This is a genomic window from Parasphingorhabdus sp. JC815, from assembly GCF_040717415.1.
Classification (GTDB): domain Bacteria; phylum Pseudomonadota; class Alphaproteobacteria; order Sphingomonadales; family Sphingomonadaceae; genus Parasphingorhabdus.
This window is the reverse complement of the sequence record NZ_JBFEFM010000004.1, coordinates 1-17,133: the sequence shown is the minus strand read 5'-3', so window position 1 is coordinate 17,133 and position 17,133 is coordinate 1. Positions and strand designations below refer to the sequence as shown.

At 51.1% G+C, this 17,133-nt stretch carries 19 protein-coding genes and 1 tRNA gene; 13 read left to right on the top strand and 7 right to left on the bottom strand.

Going from position 1 to position 17,133, the window contains the following annotated elements; all coding sequences use genetic code 11:
• Nucleotides 1–89 precede the first annotated feature (89 nt).
• Nucleotides 90–1,673, bottom strand: a complete 1,584-nt coding sequence (locus AB1K62_RS09990) for a sulfatase-like hydrolase/transferase (protein ID WP_367003394.1) — start codon at nucleotides 1,671–1,673, stop codon at nucleotides 90–92.
• A gap of 450 nt (nucleotides 1,674–2,123) precedes the next feature.
• Nucleotides 2,124–2,789 (bottom strand): guanylate kinase, encoded by a 666-nt coding sequence (gene gmk, locus AB1K62_RS09985; RefSeq protein WP_367003392.1) that lies wholly within the window; start codon nucleotides 2,787–2,789, stop codon nucleotides 2,124–2,126.
• 98 nt (nucleotides 2,790–2,887) lie between these two features.
• Here gmk and AB1K62_RS09980 point away from each other — a divergent pair, with 98 nt between their 5' ends.
• Nucleotides 2,888–4,042, top strand: a complete 1,155-nt coding sequence (locus AB1K62_RS09980; RefSeq protein WP_367003390.1) for an AI-2E family transporter — start codon at nucleotides 2,888–2,890, stop codon at nucleotides 4,040–4,042.
• Nucleotides 4,043–4,049: 7 nt separating this feature from the next.
• Here the strand turns inward: AB1K62_RS09980 and AB1K62_RS09975 are convergent, their stop codons facing one another.
• From AB1K62_RS09975 to AB1K62_RS09955, 5 genes are all read right to left on the bottom strand, one after another.
• Entirely contained in the window at nucleotides 4,050–5,369 is a 1,320-nt protein-coding gene (locus AB1K62_RS09975; RefSeq protein ID WP_367003389.1) for an MFS transporter, read from the bottom strand.
• A gap of 190 nt (nucleotides 5,370–5,559) precedes the next feature.
• Nucleotides 5,560–5,868: a hypothetical protein gene (locus tag AB1K62_RS09970; protein WP_367003387.1), complete on the bottom strand. Its 309-nt coding sequence runs from the start codon at nucleotides 5,866–5,868 to the stop codon at nucleotides 5,560–5,562.
• Between the two features lie 4 nt (nucleotides 5,869–5,872).
• A complete protein-coding gene (locus AB1K62_RS09965; RefSeq protein ID WP_367003386.1) occupies nucleotides 5,873–6,796 on the bottom strand; it encodes a mechanosensitive ion channel in 924 nt (307 codons plus the stop codon).
• Nucleotides 6,797–6,917: 121 nt separating this feature from the next.
• The gene (gene fumC, locus AB1K62_RS09960; RefSeq protein WP_367003385.1) at nucleotides 6,918–8,315 is read right to left on the bottom strand and encodes a class II fumarate hydratase; all 1,398 of its coding nucleotides are present in this window, start codon (nucleotides 8,313–8,315) and stop codon (nucleotides 6,918–6,920) included.
• An 84-nt stretch (nucleotides 8,316–8,399) separates the two neighbouring features.
• Nucleotides 8,400–8,885 (bottom strand): ClpXP protease specificity-enhancing factor SspB, encoded by a 486-nt coding sequence (locus tag AB1K62_RS09955; protein WP_367003383.1) that lies wholly within the window; start codon nucleotides 8,883–8,885, stop codon nucleotides 8,400–8,402.
• 126 nt (nucleotides 8,886–9,011) lie between these two features.
• Here AB1K62_RS09955 and hisB point away from each other — a divergent pair, with 126 nt between their 5' ends.
• The 12 genes from hisB to AB1K62_RS09895 all read left to right on the top strand — a co-directional run.
• Nucleotides 9,012–9,617: an imidazoleglycerol-phosphate dehydratase HisB gene (hisB, locus tag AB1K62_RS09950; RefSeq protein WP_367003382.1), complete on the top strand. Its 606-nt coding sequence runs from the start codon at nucleotides 9,012–9,014 to the stop codon at nucleotides 9,615–9,617.
• On the top strand, nucleotides 9,617–10,258 hold the full coding sequence (gene hisH, locus AB1K62_RS09945; RefSeq protein WP_367003381.1) for an imidazole glycerol phosphate synthase subunit HisH: 642 nt from the start codon (nucleotides 9,617–9,619) through the stop codon (nucleotides 10,256–10,258). Before hisB ends, hisH begins: the two co-directional genes overlap by 1 nt.
• A complete protein-coding gene (gene hisA / locus AB1K62_RS09940) occupies nucleotides 10,255–10,980 on the top strand; it encodes a 1-(5-phosphoribosyl)-5-[(5-phosphoribosylamino)methylideneamino]imidazole-4-carboxamide isomerase (protein ID WP_367003379.1) in 726 nt (241 codons plus the stop codon). Before hisH ends, hisA begins: the two co-directional genes overlap by 4 nt.
• A gap of 2 nt (nucleotides 10,981–10,982) precedes the next feature.
• Nucleotides 10,983–11,762 (top strand): imidazole glycerol phosphate synthase subunit HisF, encoded by a 780-nt coding sequence (gene hisF, locus AB1K62_RS09935; RefSeq protein WP_367003377.1) that lies wholly within the window; start codon nucleotides 10,983–10,985, stop codon nucleotides 11,760–11,762.
• A gap of 372 nt (nucleotides 11,763–12,134) precedes the next feature.
• Nucleotides 12,135–12,452: a phosphoribosyl-ATP diphosphatase gene (locus tag AB1K62_RS09930; RefSeq protein WP_367003375.1), complete on the top strand. Its 318-nt coding sequence runs from the start codon at nucleotides 12,135–12,137 to the stop codon at nucleotides 12,450–12,452.
• Between the two features lie 3 nt (nucleotides 12,453–12,455).
• Nucleotides 12,456–12,836 (top strand): histidine triad nucleotide-binding protein, encoded by a 381-nt coding sequence (locus AB1K62_RS09925; protein ID WP_367003374.1) that lies wholly within the window; start codon nucleotides 12,456–12,458, stop codon nucleotides 12,834–12,836.
• A 64-nt stretch (nucleotides 12,837–12,900) separates the two neighbouring features.
• Nucleotides 12,901–14,364 (top strand): sodium-dependent transporter, encoded by a 1,464-nt coding sequence (locus AB1K62_RS09920; protein WP_367003372.1) that lies wholly within the window; start codon nucleotides 12,901–12,903, stop codon nucleotides 14,362–14,364.
• 9 nt (nucleotides 14,365–14,373) lie between these two features.
• Nucleotides 14,374–14,577: a DNA gyrase inhibitor YacG gene (yacG, locus tag AB1K62_RS09915; protein WP_367003371.1), complete on the top strand. Its 204-nt coding sequence runs from the start codon at nucleotides 14,374–14,376 to the stop codon at nucleotides 14,575–14,577.
• Nucleotides 14,578–14,676: 99 nt separating this feature from the next.
• A tRNA-Phe gene (locus tag AB1K62_RS09910) sits at nucleotides 14,677–14,752 on the top strand.
• 198 nt (nucleotides 14,753–14,950) lie between these two features.
• Complete coding sequence (locus tag AB1K62_RS09905) at nucleotides 14,951–15,496, top strand: sigma-70 family RNA polymerase sigma factor (protein ID WP_367003370.1); 546 nt, start codon at nucleotides 14,951–14,953, stop codon at nucleotides 15,494–15,496.
• Nucleotides 15,493–16,449 (top strand): FecR domain-containing protein, encoded by a 957-nt coding sequence (locus AB1K62_RS09900; RefSeq protein WP_367003368.1) that lies wholly within the window; start codon nucleotides 15,493–15,495, stop codon nucleotides 16,447–16,449. The genes AB1K62_RS09905 and AB1K62_RS09900 overlap by 4 nt, the downstream gene beginning before the upstream one ends.
• A gap of 90 nt (nucleotides 16,450–16,539) precedes the next feature.
• On the top strand, nucleotides 16,540–17,133 hold a 594-nt coding region (locus AB1K62_RS09895), incomplete at its 3' end, for a secretin and TonB N-terminal domain-containing protein (protein ID WP_367003367.1).

Here is a 17,133-nt window from a genome sequence, read left to right as displayed (position 1 = left end):
AAGAAGAGAGTCCAGCAGGTCGTAAAGTATGTTCCAGTTATGTTCCTTTTGCAAGGCAGTTTCTTCACCTGAATAAAATGGCGCTCGTGCTAATGTCCGGGGAACATATCTCCACTTTGCAAATCGATCGTGCCGCCATTTTCTGCTGGAACAACGCCGCGGCCAAACCAGACATAGCGTGCGGTGGGAGCGGTTAGAAGATTATCGTAATTCTCGCTCGCATAGTCGGCGCTATATCCCATCAGAGCTAATGTGGTCGGGAATAGCTGGCTGAGGCTATGCCGGACGGCGGTGGAGCCATTATTAATATAGCGCTTTTGCACATCCGGTGGCAGAAATGCGATGAGCGGCACGGCGAATTCGGCAGCGACCGGACGGGCGCTGCAATGCGGGGGAACGCCCTCTTTGATGTTTTGGCCATGGTCGGAAGTGTAAAATATTGCGGCTTTGGAGCGATCGATGCCACTAAGTAACGCATCGAAGAATCCGGTTTTGGAATAGGCTATTGCAGCTTTATATTGAGAGATAGTGCTACTGCCGGGGGGCAGGGTGCCTTCGGGGTAATGATCACGATATTGAAAATGCACACCGCGCAGGTTGATGTAAATAAATTGTTTGCCTGATTTTTTCAGGTCCGTATTGACCATGCGGGCTATTTCAAGGTCGGTTTTCATACCGTTGGCGGCGCTGCGATAATCTTGGATGAGTGCCCGTTCCGGAGCCAGTATCAGGTTTTGAGGTGGCCCGGAAATTTGCCCGTCAATCAACATAGTGGCATAGCCCGCCTTCGCCGCATAGCCCCAGATAGAGGGGGTACGGCGCAGATCGGTTATAGGGCCGACAGTCCTGACATTCACACCCGATCGTAGCGCTACATTAGAAGGTGTGCTGCAATGGCCCATCGAAGCTGCTTTGCCAAAATCAATAAACTCGAATTGGGCGAGTTGCGGTGCAATAATCTGCGAAAAGCCAGTGTCGGAAACGCTTTCGTCGATCAGCCAGATAATTTTCTCCACGTCGGAATTTCTGTCCGGCTCTGGCGTAACCGCGCGACGCTCTGGCGGCGGGTCGGCGGACAGAATGGAGACGGTAAAATTATAAATATTGCGCTCGGCGGCCAACGGGTAAAGGCCAAGTCTCAGCCAAATAAGCGACGGGGCAATTAGCAACATTATAATCACGGGAACAGCTATTTTTCCGCTAGGGTGCATGCCGGAGTGCAACATGCGCCGCGCCGCCACCAATAAAAGTATAGCCAGTGCCAATTGTCCGAGCGCCAGCGCCAGAGGACCTGAAAACTCCCGTACAGCGTCACTTGCCTGCCGCGCTTCAGCTATGAGCCAGGCGGTTTTTTGCAGGTCGAGAATGTCGCCAACGATTTGGCCATAGATACCGTTAATGGCAGCTGAAACCGTCACGAGCGCCAAGCAGAATAGAAAGTATTTGCGTGGTAACAACATGACGGCAGCAAATAACACCAGCGCTTGAACCACAAAGGACATCATGGCTAGCGCTGCATTGGTATAATCAGAAGCTGATGCACGATAAAGAACTGTATGGACCAAGAGTGCTTCATTGATTAGTGCATAGGCTGCGGCAAACAGTATGAAACCCGTCAAAAATCGACCTATCGAGCATGTTCCGACAGAGCTGTCGATTGGAGTATTGGTCACGCGGAGCTGCCTTGCATCAAATGCTTCATCAATCAGGATAAAATCGGAAAGTTGCTATAGTGTAGAGCTGTTAAAAATCAGTGACTACAATTTGCGCTTCAATTCCAAAAGCCGCAGTCTATCGGTTTTATAGACCGTAGTCGAAGCCCATCATCTTTTCGTCGAAAACTGCTGATTAATTGATCCATTAGAATATAATGTAACGCCAGAGCCTCATCGCGATACTGTTGTTTACCAGTGCAGGATCGCCCAACGGCTTGCACTTCGAAGGGATGATGCCACATGATAACGTGGTTCGTAATCCGGGCCTCCGGGAAATTTTGCCTACCGCATAGGCAGCTCCGTTTCCCAGTCCGGGTTTCAAAGCGCCACCCCCTTAATTGCGCTTTGTTCACGATGTTACCGGCGTCATCCCTTTTTGTTTAATTGAGTCTTTATATGGATCTCAGTTTACCCACGCTCTTGTGCCATCAAATCTCGAACAAAGCTGATCAATCCGGTTTGACGCGCCCGGCGCATACGTTCAGTGGCAAGGATGTTTCGCACTTTGGCAAAGCAGGCATCCAGATCATCATTGACCAGCACATAATCATATCCGTCCCAATGACTGATTTCACTAGCCGCGCGTTGCATACGGCTTTCGATAATTTCGTTGCTGTCGGTCGCGCGGCTTTCCAGACGGTCACGCAAAACAGTGAGCGAGGGCGGCAGAATGAATATACGCACGACATCTTCGCCTGCACGCTGATACAACTGCTGTGTTCCCTGCCAGTCAATGTCGAACAATATGTCTTGACCCTCTTCGAGCTTTTGTTGCACGGGCGCGGCAGGAGTGCCGTAGCGGTTGCCGAATACGGTGGCATATTCCAGAAAAGCGCTGTCCGCGATCATCTCTTCAAATTCATCACCGCCGACGAAATGATAATCTTTGCCATCTTCCTCACCCGGGCGTTGCGGTCGGGTAGTGACAGATACAGACATGGCGATCTGCTCATCATCCTTTAGCAGCATGCCAGCTATCGTAGATTTTCCTGCGCCTGATGGAGAAGAAAGCACAAACAGCAGCCCACGGCGGCTAAGTTCATGATGTGAAACGGGAGATAGATTGTCAGCCATAGCGGCTCTTGGCCGACAAGGACGTATCTCGTCAAGACCGTTTCGGTAAAAGAATCTTACTTAAATCGCTAGAAAGATTCATTCGGTTGAATCGCTTAATGACAGGGATTTATTTTCCGTCTATCGCTTTGATTATGTTGCAAGGCCGCGTCAGTACGATTTTTTTCTCGGTCGGTATAACGATCATGATCGGCTGGTTATTCTACGTGGGCAAGGATATTATTCTGCCGATAGTAACGGCGATAATCCTGCTTCAGATACTCTATGCGGCCAGTGCGGCTGTCGCCCGGATACCGGGATTGGGCCGTTCGCCTATGTGGATGCGGTCGACACTGGCGCTCATAGGTGTGGTCTTATTGTTGTTTGCCCTGACACGGATGCTGGTGGCCAGCCTTCAAACTCTGGTTCCTTCTCTTCCGAAATATCAATCCAATCTGGAGAATCTGTTCGCTGTTTGGTTCCCCGCTCAACAAGAACCCGTTCCGACTCGGACAGATTTGAGTAATTTAATGGCTACTCCCAGTGAACTATATAATCGTGGTAGTGACGCGGTGATCAAGGCAGCGAGCGAATTTACCACTAGATTGCTTACCGAAGTTGATATTGCTGCACTGGCGCAATCGGTTCTGTCGTCACTGACCAGCTTTGGTGGATTTGTGTTTATTACCATTCTTTATGCATTTTTTATGTTGAGTGAGATTACCGGATTCCCGGCCAAGGTTCGCCGCGCTTTTGGTAGCGATACGCAATCAAAAGATACGCTGAACATGATTGCGCGGATCAACCACGATATCGGCAGCTATCTGGCTACAAAAACACTCATCAATATTATATTGGGTGTAGTTTGCTGGTTCATCATGCGGTTGCTCGGCATTGAATATGCCGTGTTGTGGGCGATTATTATCGGTCTGCTCAATTATATTCCTTATATCGGTTCGATTGTCGGGGTCGCTTTTCCGGCGTTATTTGCAGTTGCCCAGTTCGGAACGCTGACAGTTCCGCTGGTCGCCACTGGCTTGATGACTGCGTCACAGGTGATCATCGGAAATATTGTCGAGCCGCATATGCTAAGCAAATCGGTCAATCTCAGCCCGATGGTCGTTTTGGTCGCGCTTTCAGTCTGGAGCACATTATGGGGCATTCCCGGCGCGATACTGGCGGTACCGTTCACCACAATTTTAATGATCATATTGGCAGGCCGTAAAGGAACCAGACCAATCGCAGCCCTGCTTTCCAGCGACGGTAAAGTTTAGCGGTTTATCAAACTGTGTTTGCCACAGTCATGTGGCGAGGTGGTTTCAGACAGACCGCCGCAATTACTGACATGATGAGCAGTATCGTGCCGATCATGAAGGCGCGGTCATAGCTACCATATATATCGAAAATATAACCCGCCCCGGCAGGGGCTATGGCAACGAACGGCAGAAGTAAGGGTGCTAAAACCGAGTTGATTTTCGCAAAACTACCTTGTCCAAAAAAATTACTGGTCAGTGCAGGGGTCAGCGCAAAAAGTCCGCCATAGCAGGACCCCAATATGAAAGCGGAGAGAGCCAATGTGAGTGGATATTGTAAAGCCCATAGCATGATGAAACCGATAAGCATGGCCGTCATAATCGCCGCCATCAACCAGCGCAGCTCAATCCTGTCTCCCAGCCATCCTGCCGGCATGCGACCCATTCCATTACCCAGAATGAACATGCTGATTATGGAGGCCGTCTGTAGACTTGAAATCCCAATATCAGAAAAATAAAGTGCGCCATGGGTCAGTAAAAATGTTCCGACGCCTAGGTAGGTGATGCTGATAATCATAGCTAAATAGACCGCATAACTCCGGAAAACTTCCTTGAGTGTCCAGTTATGTGCGCTGCGGTAAGTGCGTGCCGTGGGAATAGATTTCTGATTCCTGTCCTTAGCGTCTCGCGGATCAATATCATCAGGATACTGACCAATGTCATGTGGCCGATTGATAATGAATCGCGTCAAAAGCACAGCCGCTCCAACCGCTGCTGCACTGACCAGCCAGCCCGATTGCCAGGTACCGAAACTGTCCATAACTCCCATTAGCACCGGTTGCGCGACAAAACCCCCCAGCGCACTGCCGGTTAGCATGATGCCCAGAACCGTCGCGCGTCTGGCGTCAAACCAGTGTATCACGACAGTATGCCAGCACAACGGACCAGCCAGCGCTCCGGCGGCTCCGATCAGAAATCCCCAGATCAATATCCAATGCCAGACTTGTGTAACGAGAAGAACGGTGAGCAAAAGCCCGATCAAAACAAGCATTAGTCCAGTAGTAAGGGTAAAGCGCACACCCCATTTCCCGATCATCCACCCGGTGACCGGATAAGCTATGCCAATCATCAGAAAGTTGAGGCTATGCGCGATGGACGCATCCCCCCGGTCCCAATCCATTGCCACAACCATAGCAGGGAAAACCGCAGCATAAGCATAGGTGACAAATCCGGAAGATGCGAACTGGATAAAAAACAGAAGGGCGGCATTGTTCCAGCCGTAGAATTTACGATGCTTCGCCGGAATCGAAGGCCTACCTTCGTCCCGCGTTACCTGTGTGCTTGCCAAAGCTCTCTCCCGACTTTTTATCCAGCGATGCTAGCAGGAGAATCGATTTAGGGAAGTCATTTATAAATTGTGTTTGAAAGTGCTGCTATATGCGCTAATTTGCGCCATATATACTTGTAATAATGTCCGTATATTGCGGTATAATTATTTCATATTAATTGACCGCAACCGCGAGGCAGTATTTTCTTTTCTATCGGCTCGCTGCAATATTATGGGTCGCGCTGTCGGCTTTAGCGGGCGGGGTAATCTTATCATCGATTTCAGTCATTTTATCGGGCGCCGGAAGTCGCTTGATCTCCGTTGAAGATTTTTCCTTTGCACGGTCATAAACCGCTTTGGCGATGATAACACCGGCAACAAACAGCGCACCAGGAATAGAACGGGTTGCAAGACGAGCAGCAAGAACACCGATGCCAAAGCCCATCAATCCGGTGCCGTTAGCCTGTTGACGCGCTTTATTGCCTATATAAGAGGTCGTAAGATTCCTAATGAATGACATGGGTTCAATCCTTATTATTATCGGAGCTTTTGAACGGCACAGGTTCCTTGAAAGTATGGGTGACATAGGGGAAGGGAATTTCGATATTCGCGTTGTCCAACGCGGCTTTGACCGCCCGGATGACCGTGTCACGGCTTTGGTGCATGTCGCGAGGTTGCGATCCCGACCACCAGCGGACAGTAAAGTCGACGGAGCTGGAATTAAATTCGCGGGCAAACACATCAATTGTTTCGTCCTGATCAACATGATCCGCGTTTTGCACTGCATTCAGGATAACTTTGCGGGCATCCTCCAAATCGGTATCATAGGATACGCCAGCAATCATTTCATGACGCCGTTTAGTAACATCGGTCAGAATCTTGACCGGGTTTTTGAATAAAATGGCGTTGGGAACGATGGTCAATTCCTTATCTGGTTTGCGGATGTGGGTTTCGCGTAATGCAATATGCTCCACTCGCCCTTCGACCCCTTCACATTCAATAAAATCACCAATACGCATTTTCTCGCGCAGCATAATAAGAATACCGGCCATGAAATTTTCAAAAATATCCTGAAATGCGAAACCAATCGCTACAGCGCCAAAGCCAAGCGCAGCAAGCAAGCTTGCCGGGGTAAGGCCGGGAAGCAGGATGGTCAGCGCGATCATCAGACCGATGACCCAGATGGCGATGCGCGTCACGGTATCCACCAATTGCCTTAAGGATGGCCTCATCGAGGCTTTGCCTGTCAGCCGCCCGGCAATTTTGGCCGCGAAACGCGCTACGATCCAAGTGATCACAAGGACCACGACAGCGATCAGCATGCTGGGAACAAGAGCAACCAGCCCCTCCCACATAGCATTTAATTGCTGTATTAAAATTTCGACAGAAGTTTCAGCTTTGTCAGCAAAGTCTTTTGATATTTCAGTGGTGCTAGTCGTATTAGTCATTTTTCCCCATATCTTTATCCCCCGATTACAGACGCTTTTCATCCAGAAAACGCACTAAACGCCTGTGGGAAGTCGTTAAATTCAACGTCTAAGTTATGGAAAGGTTGCAATTAAACTGAAATTATCTAGTCATATCTTGAGGCCGGACATAAGCATCATAGGTTTCCGCATCGACCAATCCCAGATCCAGCGCTGCCGCGCGCAGGGTTTTTCCGGTTTCATGGGCATGTTTGGCAATCCGGGAGGCTTTGTCATAGCCGATGACCGGAGCAAGCGCGGTGACAAGCATTAATGAATTATCGACTAGCTCGGCAATACGGGCTTCATTGGCCTCCAACCCTTCGACACAGCGGGTTGTAAAGCTCGACATACCGATAGACGCAATTTCTATGGAGCGCAGGACATTGGCTGCGATCATCGGTTTGAAAACGTTCAGCTCCAGATGCCCCTGCATCCCGCCAACTGTCACTGCCTGATGATTGCCTATCATTTGCGCTGAAACCATGGTCAGCATTTCGCACTGGGTCGGATTAACCTTTCCCGGCATTATCGAGCTACCAGGCTCGTTCGCAGGCAGACTGAGCTCGCCTAAACCCGAACGCGGACCAGAACCCAGCAGGCGGATGTCATTAGCAATCTTGGTCAGGGCAACCGCAAGAGTATTGAGTGCACCTGATAGCTCAACCATCGTGTCATGTGCGGCCAGCTCGGCAAATTTATTCGGTGCAGAGGTAAAGTTCAGCCCGGTAATCTTGGCAATTTCGCGGGCTATTTGTTCACCGAAATTATCCGGAGCGTTCAGGCCGGTTCCAACAGCCGTTCCGCCCTGTGCCAATTGATACAAGCGTGGCAATACTGTTTCTATCCTGTCGCGCGCGGCGAGCAATTGTGCGGCATAACCGGAAAATTCCTGACCCAGCGTTAGGGGCGTTGCATCCTGTAAATGGGTGCGGCCAATTTTGATAACGGCTTTCCACTTCTGTGCTTTGGCCTCAAGCGCATCATGTAATTGCTCTAGTGCGGGAAATAGCTCTACTTCCAGTGCTAATGCCGCGGCGATGTGCATGGCGGTCGGGAAACTGTCATTGGATGATTGCCCGCGGTTCACATGATCGTTGGGATGAACGGGCGCTTTTCCACCGCGTGTACCAGTCAGATTTTCATTAGCAATTCCAGCGATTACTTCATTAACATTCATATTCGATTGCGTTCCCGACCCGGTCTGCCAGATGGTCAGCGGAAACTGTGTATCAAACGCTCCGGAGCGCACCTGATCGGCGGCATTATCAATCGCGCCAAAAATTTCGGGAGCAATCTTGCTCTCCGTTCCATGAGCACCGTTCACACGAGCGGCGGCCTGCTTAACCGTAGCGAGGGCATGAATTACCCTGATCGGCATGCGTTCATGACGGGGAAAGGGGAAGTTTTCAATACTGCGTTGTGTCTGTGCACCCCAATATGCGTCCTGCGGAACTTCTATGGGGCCGATGCTATCAGTTTCTGTGCGGGTGTTGGTCATGGCGACGAGTGTATCACCAAGCTACCAAATCGTCATCCGGAACTTGTTTCTGGCTGCTACTTATCAGAAAAAGTTGAATAGTAGCTATTTCTTCTTGCCAAAATCCACTGTCACAACGTTGGAACCGTCATCGGTTTTCTCTGACTGTTCCTGATCACCGTCATTTTCAGCGGGTTCATGTGCATCCAGATGACCTTCGACTTCATCGACTTGAAATTGCAGGGCAAAATCGACCGCCGGATCAACAAAAGAGGTGATAGCCGCAAACGGGATGTGGAGCATAGAGCTTATCTGGTTGAAACTGAGCCCTACTTCAAACCGGTCTTCACCGACCGAAAGATCCCAATACCGGTTTTGCAAAACAATCGTCATTTCATCGGGGAATTTTGCGATAAGGTGATCAGGTATTTCCACGCCCGGCGCACGGGTTTTGAAAGTGATATAAAAATGATGTTCACCTGGAAGGCCATTGGCCTCCACCTCGCCCAACACGCGCCCTACAACCGCGCGCAAAGCTTCTTGTACTATTTCATCATATGGAATCAGACTGTCTGGTGCGCTATCGTTCATTAACTCTAGGTGGCGCGATACGCGGGCATGGTCAAGACTATTTGAACATTTGTTCACAGACTGTGATATTTTGCGTTTTACAGCGAACGGCTTGCTTGTAATAATCCAGCCATTATAGGCACCGCTATGACCATAGAAGCACGCACAGCGAAAATCGAACGCAACACCAAGGAAACAGAGATTTTTGTCGAGTTGAACCTCGACGGAACCGGAGAATATGATATTTCGACCGGCATCGGTTTTCTGGACCATATGATCGAACAGTTTTCGCGCCATTCGTTGATCGACCTGACCATGAGGATCAAGGGCGATTTGCATGTTGACCAGCACCACACGACCGAGGACAGTGCCATTGCTGTGGGGCAGGCGATAAATCAGGCGCTCGCCGACAAGGCGGGAATCGTGCGTTATGGCAGCACTTATTCTCCGATGGATGAAACGCTTAGCCGGATTGCTCTGGACATTTCAGGGCGTTCGTGGCTGGCATGGCAGGCTGGGTTTACCCAAGAGCGACTGGGCGAGATGGATACGGAACTGATCAAACATTGGTTCCAAAGCATTGCCGAAGCGGCAGGAATTACGCTTCATATTGAATTGCTCTATGGCGAAAATAACCACCATATTGCCGAAAGCATCTTCAAGGGCTTTGCCCGTGCCATGCGTCTGGCAGTAGAACGTGATCCGCGTAAAGGTGATGCTGTTCCTTCAACCAAAGGGCAGCTTGGCGGGTAATGTCTGAAACCATAGCGTTGATTGATTTTGGTGCCGGCAATTTGCGTAGCGTGCATAATGCGCTGATCGCAGCCGGTGCCTCGGGTATTGCCGTGACCAATGATCCGGACGTAGTCGCGGCTGCTGATCGTATTATCTTACCGGGCGTCGGCGCATTTGGAGCTTGCCGTGATGCGCTGGCCGCGATTGATGGCATGATCGCTGCGCTGGATGAGCGGGTACACGGAAAAGGCACGCCTTTTCTTGGCATTTGTGTCGGCATGCAATTGCTGGCTGACAAGGGTATCGAATTTGGGGAGCATCAGGGGCTTGGCTGGATAAACGGGACGGTCCAAGCCATCGAAGCACCTTCTGCGGATATAAAAATACCGCATATGGGGTGGAATGATGTCACACCGACACCAAGGTCTGATCCGGGAGAAGGCGCTCATAATCTAATCTTGGCGGGTGAGGCATATTACCTCCACGGCTATCATTTTGATGCTACAAATACTGATGATATATTGGCTACGACCCATCACGGAGTGCCGCTGGTTTCAGCAGTCGGTCGTGATAATATTGTCGGTGTGCAATTTCATCCTGAAAAAAGTCAGGCCTATGGGCTGTCTTTCTTGAAACGCTTTCTGGAGTGGAAACCATGATCGTATTTCCTGCTATCGACCTGAAATCCGGCGCAGTTGTACGCTTGGCCGAAGGGGACATGGACCGCGCAACCGTCTATGGTGATAATCCATCGGAGCAAGCGGGGCTGTTTGCCGCCGCTGGAGCAGAGCATATCCATGTCGTCGATCTGGATGGCGCGTTTGCCGGTTCTCCGCGCAATGCCGAAGCGGTTGAAGCGATTGTTTCCAGCTTCCCCGGCTATATTCAGCTTGGCGGCGGGATTAGAAACCGGGAGACGGTCGAGCGCTGGTTTGAGCTTGGCGTAGCACGGCTGGTCATTGGCACAGCGGCGCTGAAAGACCCAGAATTTGTCCGTGATATGGCTAAAGAATATGAAGGTGGCATTGTCGTCGCGGTTGATGCGCGCGGCGGCATGGTCGCGACTGAAGGCTGGGCCGATGTCTCACAGGTCAGTGTGATTGATATGGCTCGACGGTTTGAAGATGCCGGTGTGGCGTCTTTATTGTTCACCGATGTAGGACGCGACGGTATGTTGACCGGATGTAATATAGATGCAACGGTCGATCTGGCCCGTGCGGTCGATATTCCCGTCATCGCTAGTGGCGGCGTTAAAGGGATTGATGATATTCATATGCTTAGCCAGTTTACCGACGATGGTATCGAAGGCGTGATTACCGGCAGGGCTCTATATGACGGGCGGCTTGATCTGGAGACAGCTATAGCGATGGCGAAGCGATAGATATGACTGTTCGTATCCGCGTAATACCCTGCCTTGATGTTGCAGGTGGCCGTGTGGTCAAGGGGGTTAATTTTGTCGACTTGAAAGATGCCGGTGATCCGGTGGAGCAAGCACGTGCCTATGATGCTGCGGGGGCTGATGAGCTGTGCTTCCTCGATATCGGAGCTAGCCATGAACAGCGCGATACGATCATTGATGTCGTGCGACGGACTGCGGAGGTGTGTTTTATGCCTGTCACGGTCGGCGGCGGCGTGCGTACAGCAGATGATGCGCGCGCTTTACTAATGGCTGGCGCTGATAAGGTCGCGGTCAACAGCGCAGCTGTCACACGTCCCGAAGTTGTCAGCGATATAGCTAGCCGCTTTGGCAGCCAGTGCATGGTTGCATCCATAGACGCCCGGCGGGTGGTAGACTCCGGAGCAGTGCCGCGCTGGGAGATATACACCCATGGTGGAAGGACGCCAACCGGAATTGATGCACTGGACCATGCCGTGCGGATGGCGGAGCTTGGGGCGGGGGAATTGCTGGTAACGTCAATGGACCGGGACGGAACACGCGATGGTTATGATCTGGATTTGACCCGAATGATTGCTGATGCTGTTTCCATTCCGGTGGTGGCCAGCGGCGGTGTCGGCAATCTGGACCATCTGGTTGACGGCGTGGTAAAGGGCGGTGCCAATGCTGTGCTTGCGGCCTCGATTTTCCACTTTGGCCAGCACAGCATAGCGGATGCACATAATGCGCTTCGCGATGCTGGTTTGCCAGCCCGGAACAATATTTGATCGCGGGAAATAACCGGTAATTTACAACATCCAGCAACGGTCCCATAATGGGGCAGATGGCCGCAAAAGTTAATCTTAGGTTAACTTGCACTTTTCTGCGCGCCTATATTCTGCTAGTCAGATGCTTAAGATTAGTTGAGCAGCCGTAGGTAGTTTATGCGTTTTTCAAAATGTCTGAGATAAACACCGGTTTTGGAATATCGCACTGAAGAATTGTAATGTTTCGTCACTATTGGAGCGCAGATCTATGATCTTGCTGCACCATGAAAGGGCCGTCATCGGGGGATTCGACGGCCCTTTCTCTTGGATTATTCTCTCCGGTGTTAACCTAAGGCTTGACGGCTGTCCTGTTGCTCGCGCAAACGGGCCTTTATGACCGATATCCTGAAAAAACTGGACAATACCATCCGTGAACGGCGCAGTGCGGACCCCGCAAGCAGCTATGTCGCCAGCTTGCGGGCAAAAGGCCGTGCCAAAATGGCGGAGAAACTAGGCGAAGAAGCCGTTGAGGCGGTAATTTCTGCTGTGCAGGATGACAAGACAGGAATGACAGGGGAGGCCGCAGATGTTCTGTTCCATCTCATGGTCCTATTAGCCGATATGGACTTATCTATTGATGATGTGTTGACCGAACTAGCTCGGCGCGAGGGACTATCGGGTATTACTGAAAAAGCTTCGAGAAAGGATTAATTCATGGCGATTGATGCAACCCTGCCTTATGATGACGATAATATTTTTGCGAAAATCCTTCGTGGGGAAATACCTAATAAAACGGTTTACGAGGATGAGCATGTTCTTGCTTTTCAAGATATAAATCCACAGGCGCCGCAGCATATATTGGTCATTCCCAAGGGGAAATACGTAAGCTGGGATGATTTTTCCGCAAAAGCTAGCGATGCTGAAATTGGCGGGTTCGTCCGCGCTGTAGGCCATGTCGCGCGGGAGGCAGGCATGGTTGAGGCAGGTTATCGCCTGCTCGCCAATATTGGTCAGAACGCGCATCAGGAAGTGCCGCATCTTCATGTCCACATATTTGCCGGAAAACCACTTGGCCCAATGCTGGTGAAGGGCTAGTAACCATAGCAACTAAGCCGTTTGGACGACATATAATATAAAATATTTTTTGGGGAGATTAAGAATGGCAGGACCAGCAACACCAACAGGCGAAGGTTGGTCCTCGCGGACGGCCTTTGTTTTGGCAGCCGTGGGATCTGCCGTTGGTCTAGGCAACCTTGTAAGGTTCCCTGCGGAGGCGGGTGCCAATGGCGGCGGTGCTTTTGTCATTTTCTATATATTCTGTGTATGTCTGATAGGTTTACCGATTCTTTTGTCTGAAACTTTGGTCGGTCGGCATGGTCAATCTTCAGCCATCGGCAGCTTTAAGAATGTCGCGAGGGAATCCGGTGCATCCAGCTGGTGGTCGGTGGCAGCTGGTGTCGGGATGGTCGGTGCGTTTTTAATTCTGACATATTACAGCGTGCTTGCAGGATGGATCGTCCATTTTATTGGTATTTTTGTCAGCGATACAATCGGGGCAATCGGTGCCAATACCCTCGCCGATGGCGCACTAGAGGATCGTTCAGTCGCGGAGGTGCAGGCAATACTGCCCGCATTGCACGCCAACAGCACCCAAATGTTGATGATGCACGCCATATTTATGGCTATGACCATTTTTGCGGTTGGCCGCGGTGTAACCGGTGGTATTGAAAAAGTGGCGGTCTGGTTGATGCCGATTTTTTTCTTATTGATAATCGGCATAACCGTCTATGGCGCGTTTAATGGCGCGTTCAGTGCTGCTCTGGCTTTTCTGTTTGATTTTCAACCCGCGCGCCTACTTGATCCGTCGGTGCAACTATCAGCCCTTGGTCAGGCGCTTTTTTCCCTTTCTCTGGGTTCTGCGTTAATGATTACCTATGGGGCTTATGCTTCAAAAGAAATAAATCTTGCGAAAACATCGGTGCAAATTGCAACGGCAGATACGTCAGTTGCTATTGTTGCGGGATTGGCAATATTTCCGATCATCTTTGCTACATTGGCACCGCTAAGTTTGCAGGCCATTCTGGATGGAACAGAACAGGTGCAAGGGGGGCTAGGGTTATTATTCGTCAGCTTGCCCGTCGCTTTTCAATCCATGCCCGGCGGGTCAATAATCGGATTATTGTTTTTTATCATGGTATTTTTTGCAGCTCTGACCAGTTCGGTGGCATTGCTCGAAGCATCGGTTAGCTGGGCAATCAGACGATTTAATCAGCCGCGCTGGCTGATGACAATCCTCCTAGGCGGAGTGGCTTTCATGATTGGTGGCTGGGCCAGTTTTTCCTTCAATAGCCAGGCCGATTTCAAACCGCTGAATTTCATCATATTTGCTGATCAGCCGGTTTTCGGTATTATTGATGAGTTGACGGCTAAAATCCTGTTACCGGTTTCAGCACTATTGGTTTCGGTATTTGTCGGATGGGTGGTCGACCGGAAACTGATCAATAGAGAAAATGGACTGAGCGGCGGTATGCAGCGCATCTGGCTATTTCTTGTTCGCTGGGTATGCCCCGTGATAATCGGGCTTATTTTGCTCACTGGCTTGTTTCCTGATCTGGTCACGTAGAAATTTCTTATGTCAAAATCTAAAACAACGTCATGCCCAATATGTGGAAAACCGAAATCCGCTGAATTTGCGCCTTTTTGCAGTGCAGGCTGTAAAGACCGTGATTTACTGCAATGGCTGGGCGAGGGATATAAGGTCCCCGGCCCACCGGTTTCACCAAACCAACTGGCTGATCATTTCGCCGGAGAATCCGGCCGTGACGGAGAGTCTTGAAGGTGCGTGACAAAACAGCAATTTTTAGGCTAGACAAGCCATGCAAGGCCCGCCTATAGCGGCGCTTCTAAATCGGTAGGAACAACCTTCCTGCCCGTTGCCCGAATAGCTCAGTTGGTAGAGCAAGCGACTGAAAATCGCTGTGTCGGTGGTTCGAATCCGCCTTCGGGCACCACTTTCTTCCCCTTATGTTCAATATCCCGCGGCGCTGGTGGCGTTGCATTATGTACCAGTTTGTCCGACCGAAAAAAAATTATCGGAAATAAGAAGGAAAAATAGCGCCTGCGACTCTTGTGAGTTAAAGATCATATATTTCCTGGGGAGGAGAGTAGAGGTCACGACGAAGGGCGCGTATTTTGAGCGGCGGCGCCGCATGGCCGCGTGGGTGACGGAGCATGTCATTCCCCATGAACGGCCCGTGCGTATCTGGCTAGCGCGCCATGCGTCTCAGGAGGACGTTGACGATTTGATACAGGAATCTTACTCGCGGCTTGCAGCACTGGATAGTGTCGATCATATTGATCGCGCCGACGCCTATTTTTTCTCCATCGCCCGTAATCTTCTGGTTCGTCGTCTTCGGCGCTCCAAGATCGTGCCAATAGAAGCCATTGCTGAAATTGATGCTTTTCAGGACGATATGCGGCCCTCGCCAGAGCGCGAAGCAGGCAGTCGGCTTGAATACCGACGTATTCTTGCGCTGATCGACGGTTTGCCAGAGCGGCGCAGACGCATCGTTCGGATGCGAAAGCTTGATGGCTATTCACAGCGGGAAATCGCGAAAGAACTCGGTGTGACGGAAAGCATCGTTGAAAATGAAGTTTTTCGCGGTGTGCAAGCCGTGCTGCGCGCATGGAGGGAAGGTGAAACACAGGCCGAGCAAAAACTGGCAGTAATTGATGATCGTAAGAGGCAATCATGAAGCAGCAGACCGCCTACGACATTGATGAAGTGGCCGCGAGATATGTCGCAGAGATGGACGGCGAGCAGTGGACCAGCGCACAGGAGGATGGACTTCAACGTTGGCTCGCACGCGATCCTCGTCATCCCGGCGCTTTGCTGAGAGCGCAAGCAGCGTGGATGGCGTTAGATATCCCTCGACCATCAGCTAACGTACAAACAGAACAAGAAAAGCCTGCGTTATGGCTGAACCGTCGAACTGTTCTTGCAGGTGGCAGCACAGCCATAGCGGCGTCTATTGCGGGCGGTATCATGTTGCTGGGGGGGACCGGCTATAGTACTTCAGTGGGTGAGATCCGGCGGGTACCACTTGCAGACGGCTCAATAGTCGTAATTAACACCGCCAGCGCGATCGATGTTAAGCTGCGCGATGCAGCCCGCAATATATCTATTGAGCGGGGTGAGGCATGGTTCCAGGTTGCCAAGGATCAACAGCGGCCCTTTATAGTCGCGGCGGGTCGTGCACGTATCCGCGCAGTAGGGACTGCCTTCTCGGTTCGGCGACATAGCAGCAAGACCGAAGTGATGGTCACTGAGGGCATTGTTGAAATATGGGCTAATGGCGCTGAAGGCCAACGCATACAGCTAAAAGCCGGATCGCGTGGCTTTATTGCCGACGATGCCGCGATGCAGCAGGTGCCCGTCGCGCCATCGGCTATTGACCGCACTCTTGCGTGGCGGAATGGCAAAATAGACCTCTCTGGCGCACGACTGGATGCTGCTGCGGCCGAATTCAACCGTTATAATCAGCGGATTGTGGTCATCGCGGACCCCGCCATTGCCGTTGAGCAACTGGACGGAGTTTTCCGGACAGATGATCCAGAAGGCTTCGCACAGTCCGTTCACGTTACTTTAGGCGTGCCGGTTGACCTGTCCAATTCCGCCCAAATCCGTATTGGTGAGCCTGGCCAATAAATAAATCCGTCAATAGAAGAAGGAAAATTGCGGCATGGGGCTCTTATAGATCGGAGGCGTGAAATAAAACGCCCGATATAGGAGGGGAATATGGGGATAGAAATCAGCCGTAGTGCATATATGGCCACGACCGCAATTGTCTGTGTAGCGGGAGTGGTGGCGACACCGGCATTCGCTCAAACCAAAAGCTTCGACGTGCCAGCACAGTCAGCAACAACTGGCATAACGGAACTCGGTAGGCAGGCCGATATCCAGATTGTCGCGGCTCGCAAAGATACCAAGGGCAAGCAGGTCAATGCGGTTCGCGGTGATATGACGGCCGAACAGGCGCTTGTGGTGATGCTAAAAGGCACTGGCCTCGTTGCACGTCGGACGGGATCGCAGACTTATTCGGTTGTGTCTGTGGGAAACGACGCTGACACTACCGCTACTAATCCCCGTTACACAAACAACGAAATCATCGTGACAGCGCAAAAGCGTGAGGAGTCTGTGCAGGATGTTCCGATCGCCGTAACCGCATTGTCGTCGGCGGCATTGGACGAGCGCAAAATCGAAAGCGGCTCGGAGCTGCTCCGAGCGGTTCCCAACGTGACCTTTTCGAAAAGCAATTTCAGCATGTATAATTTCTCGATCCGCGGGATCGGGACGAAGGCGATTTCGGCATCGAGCGACCCGGCGGTTGCG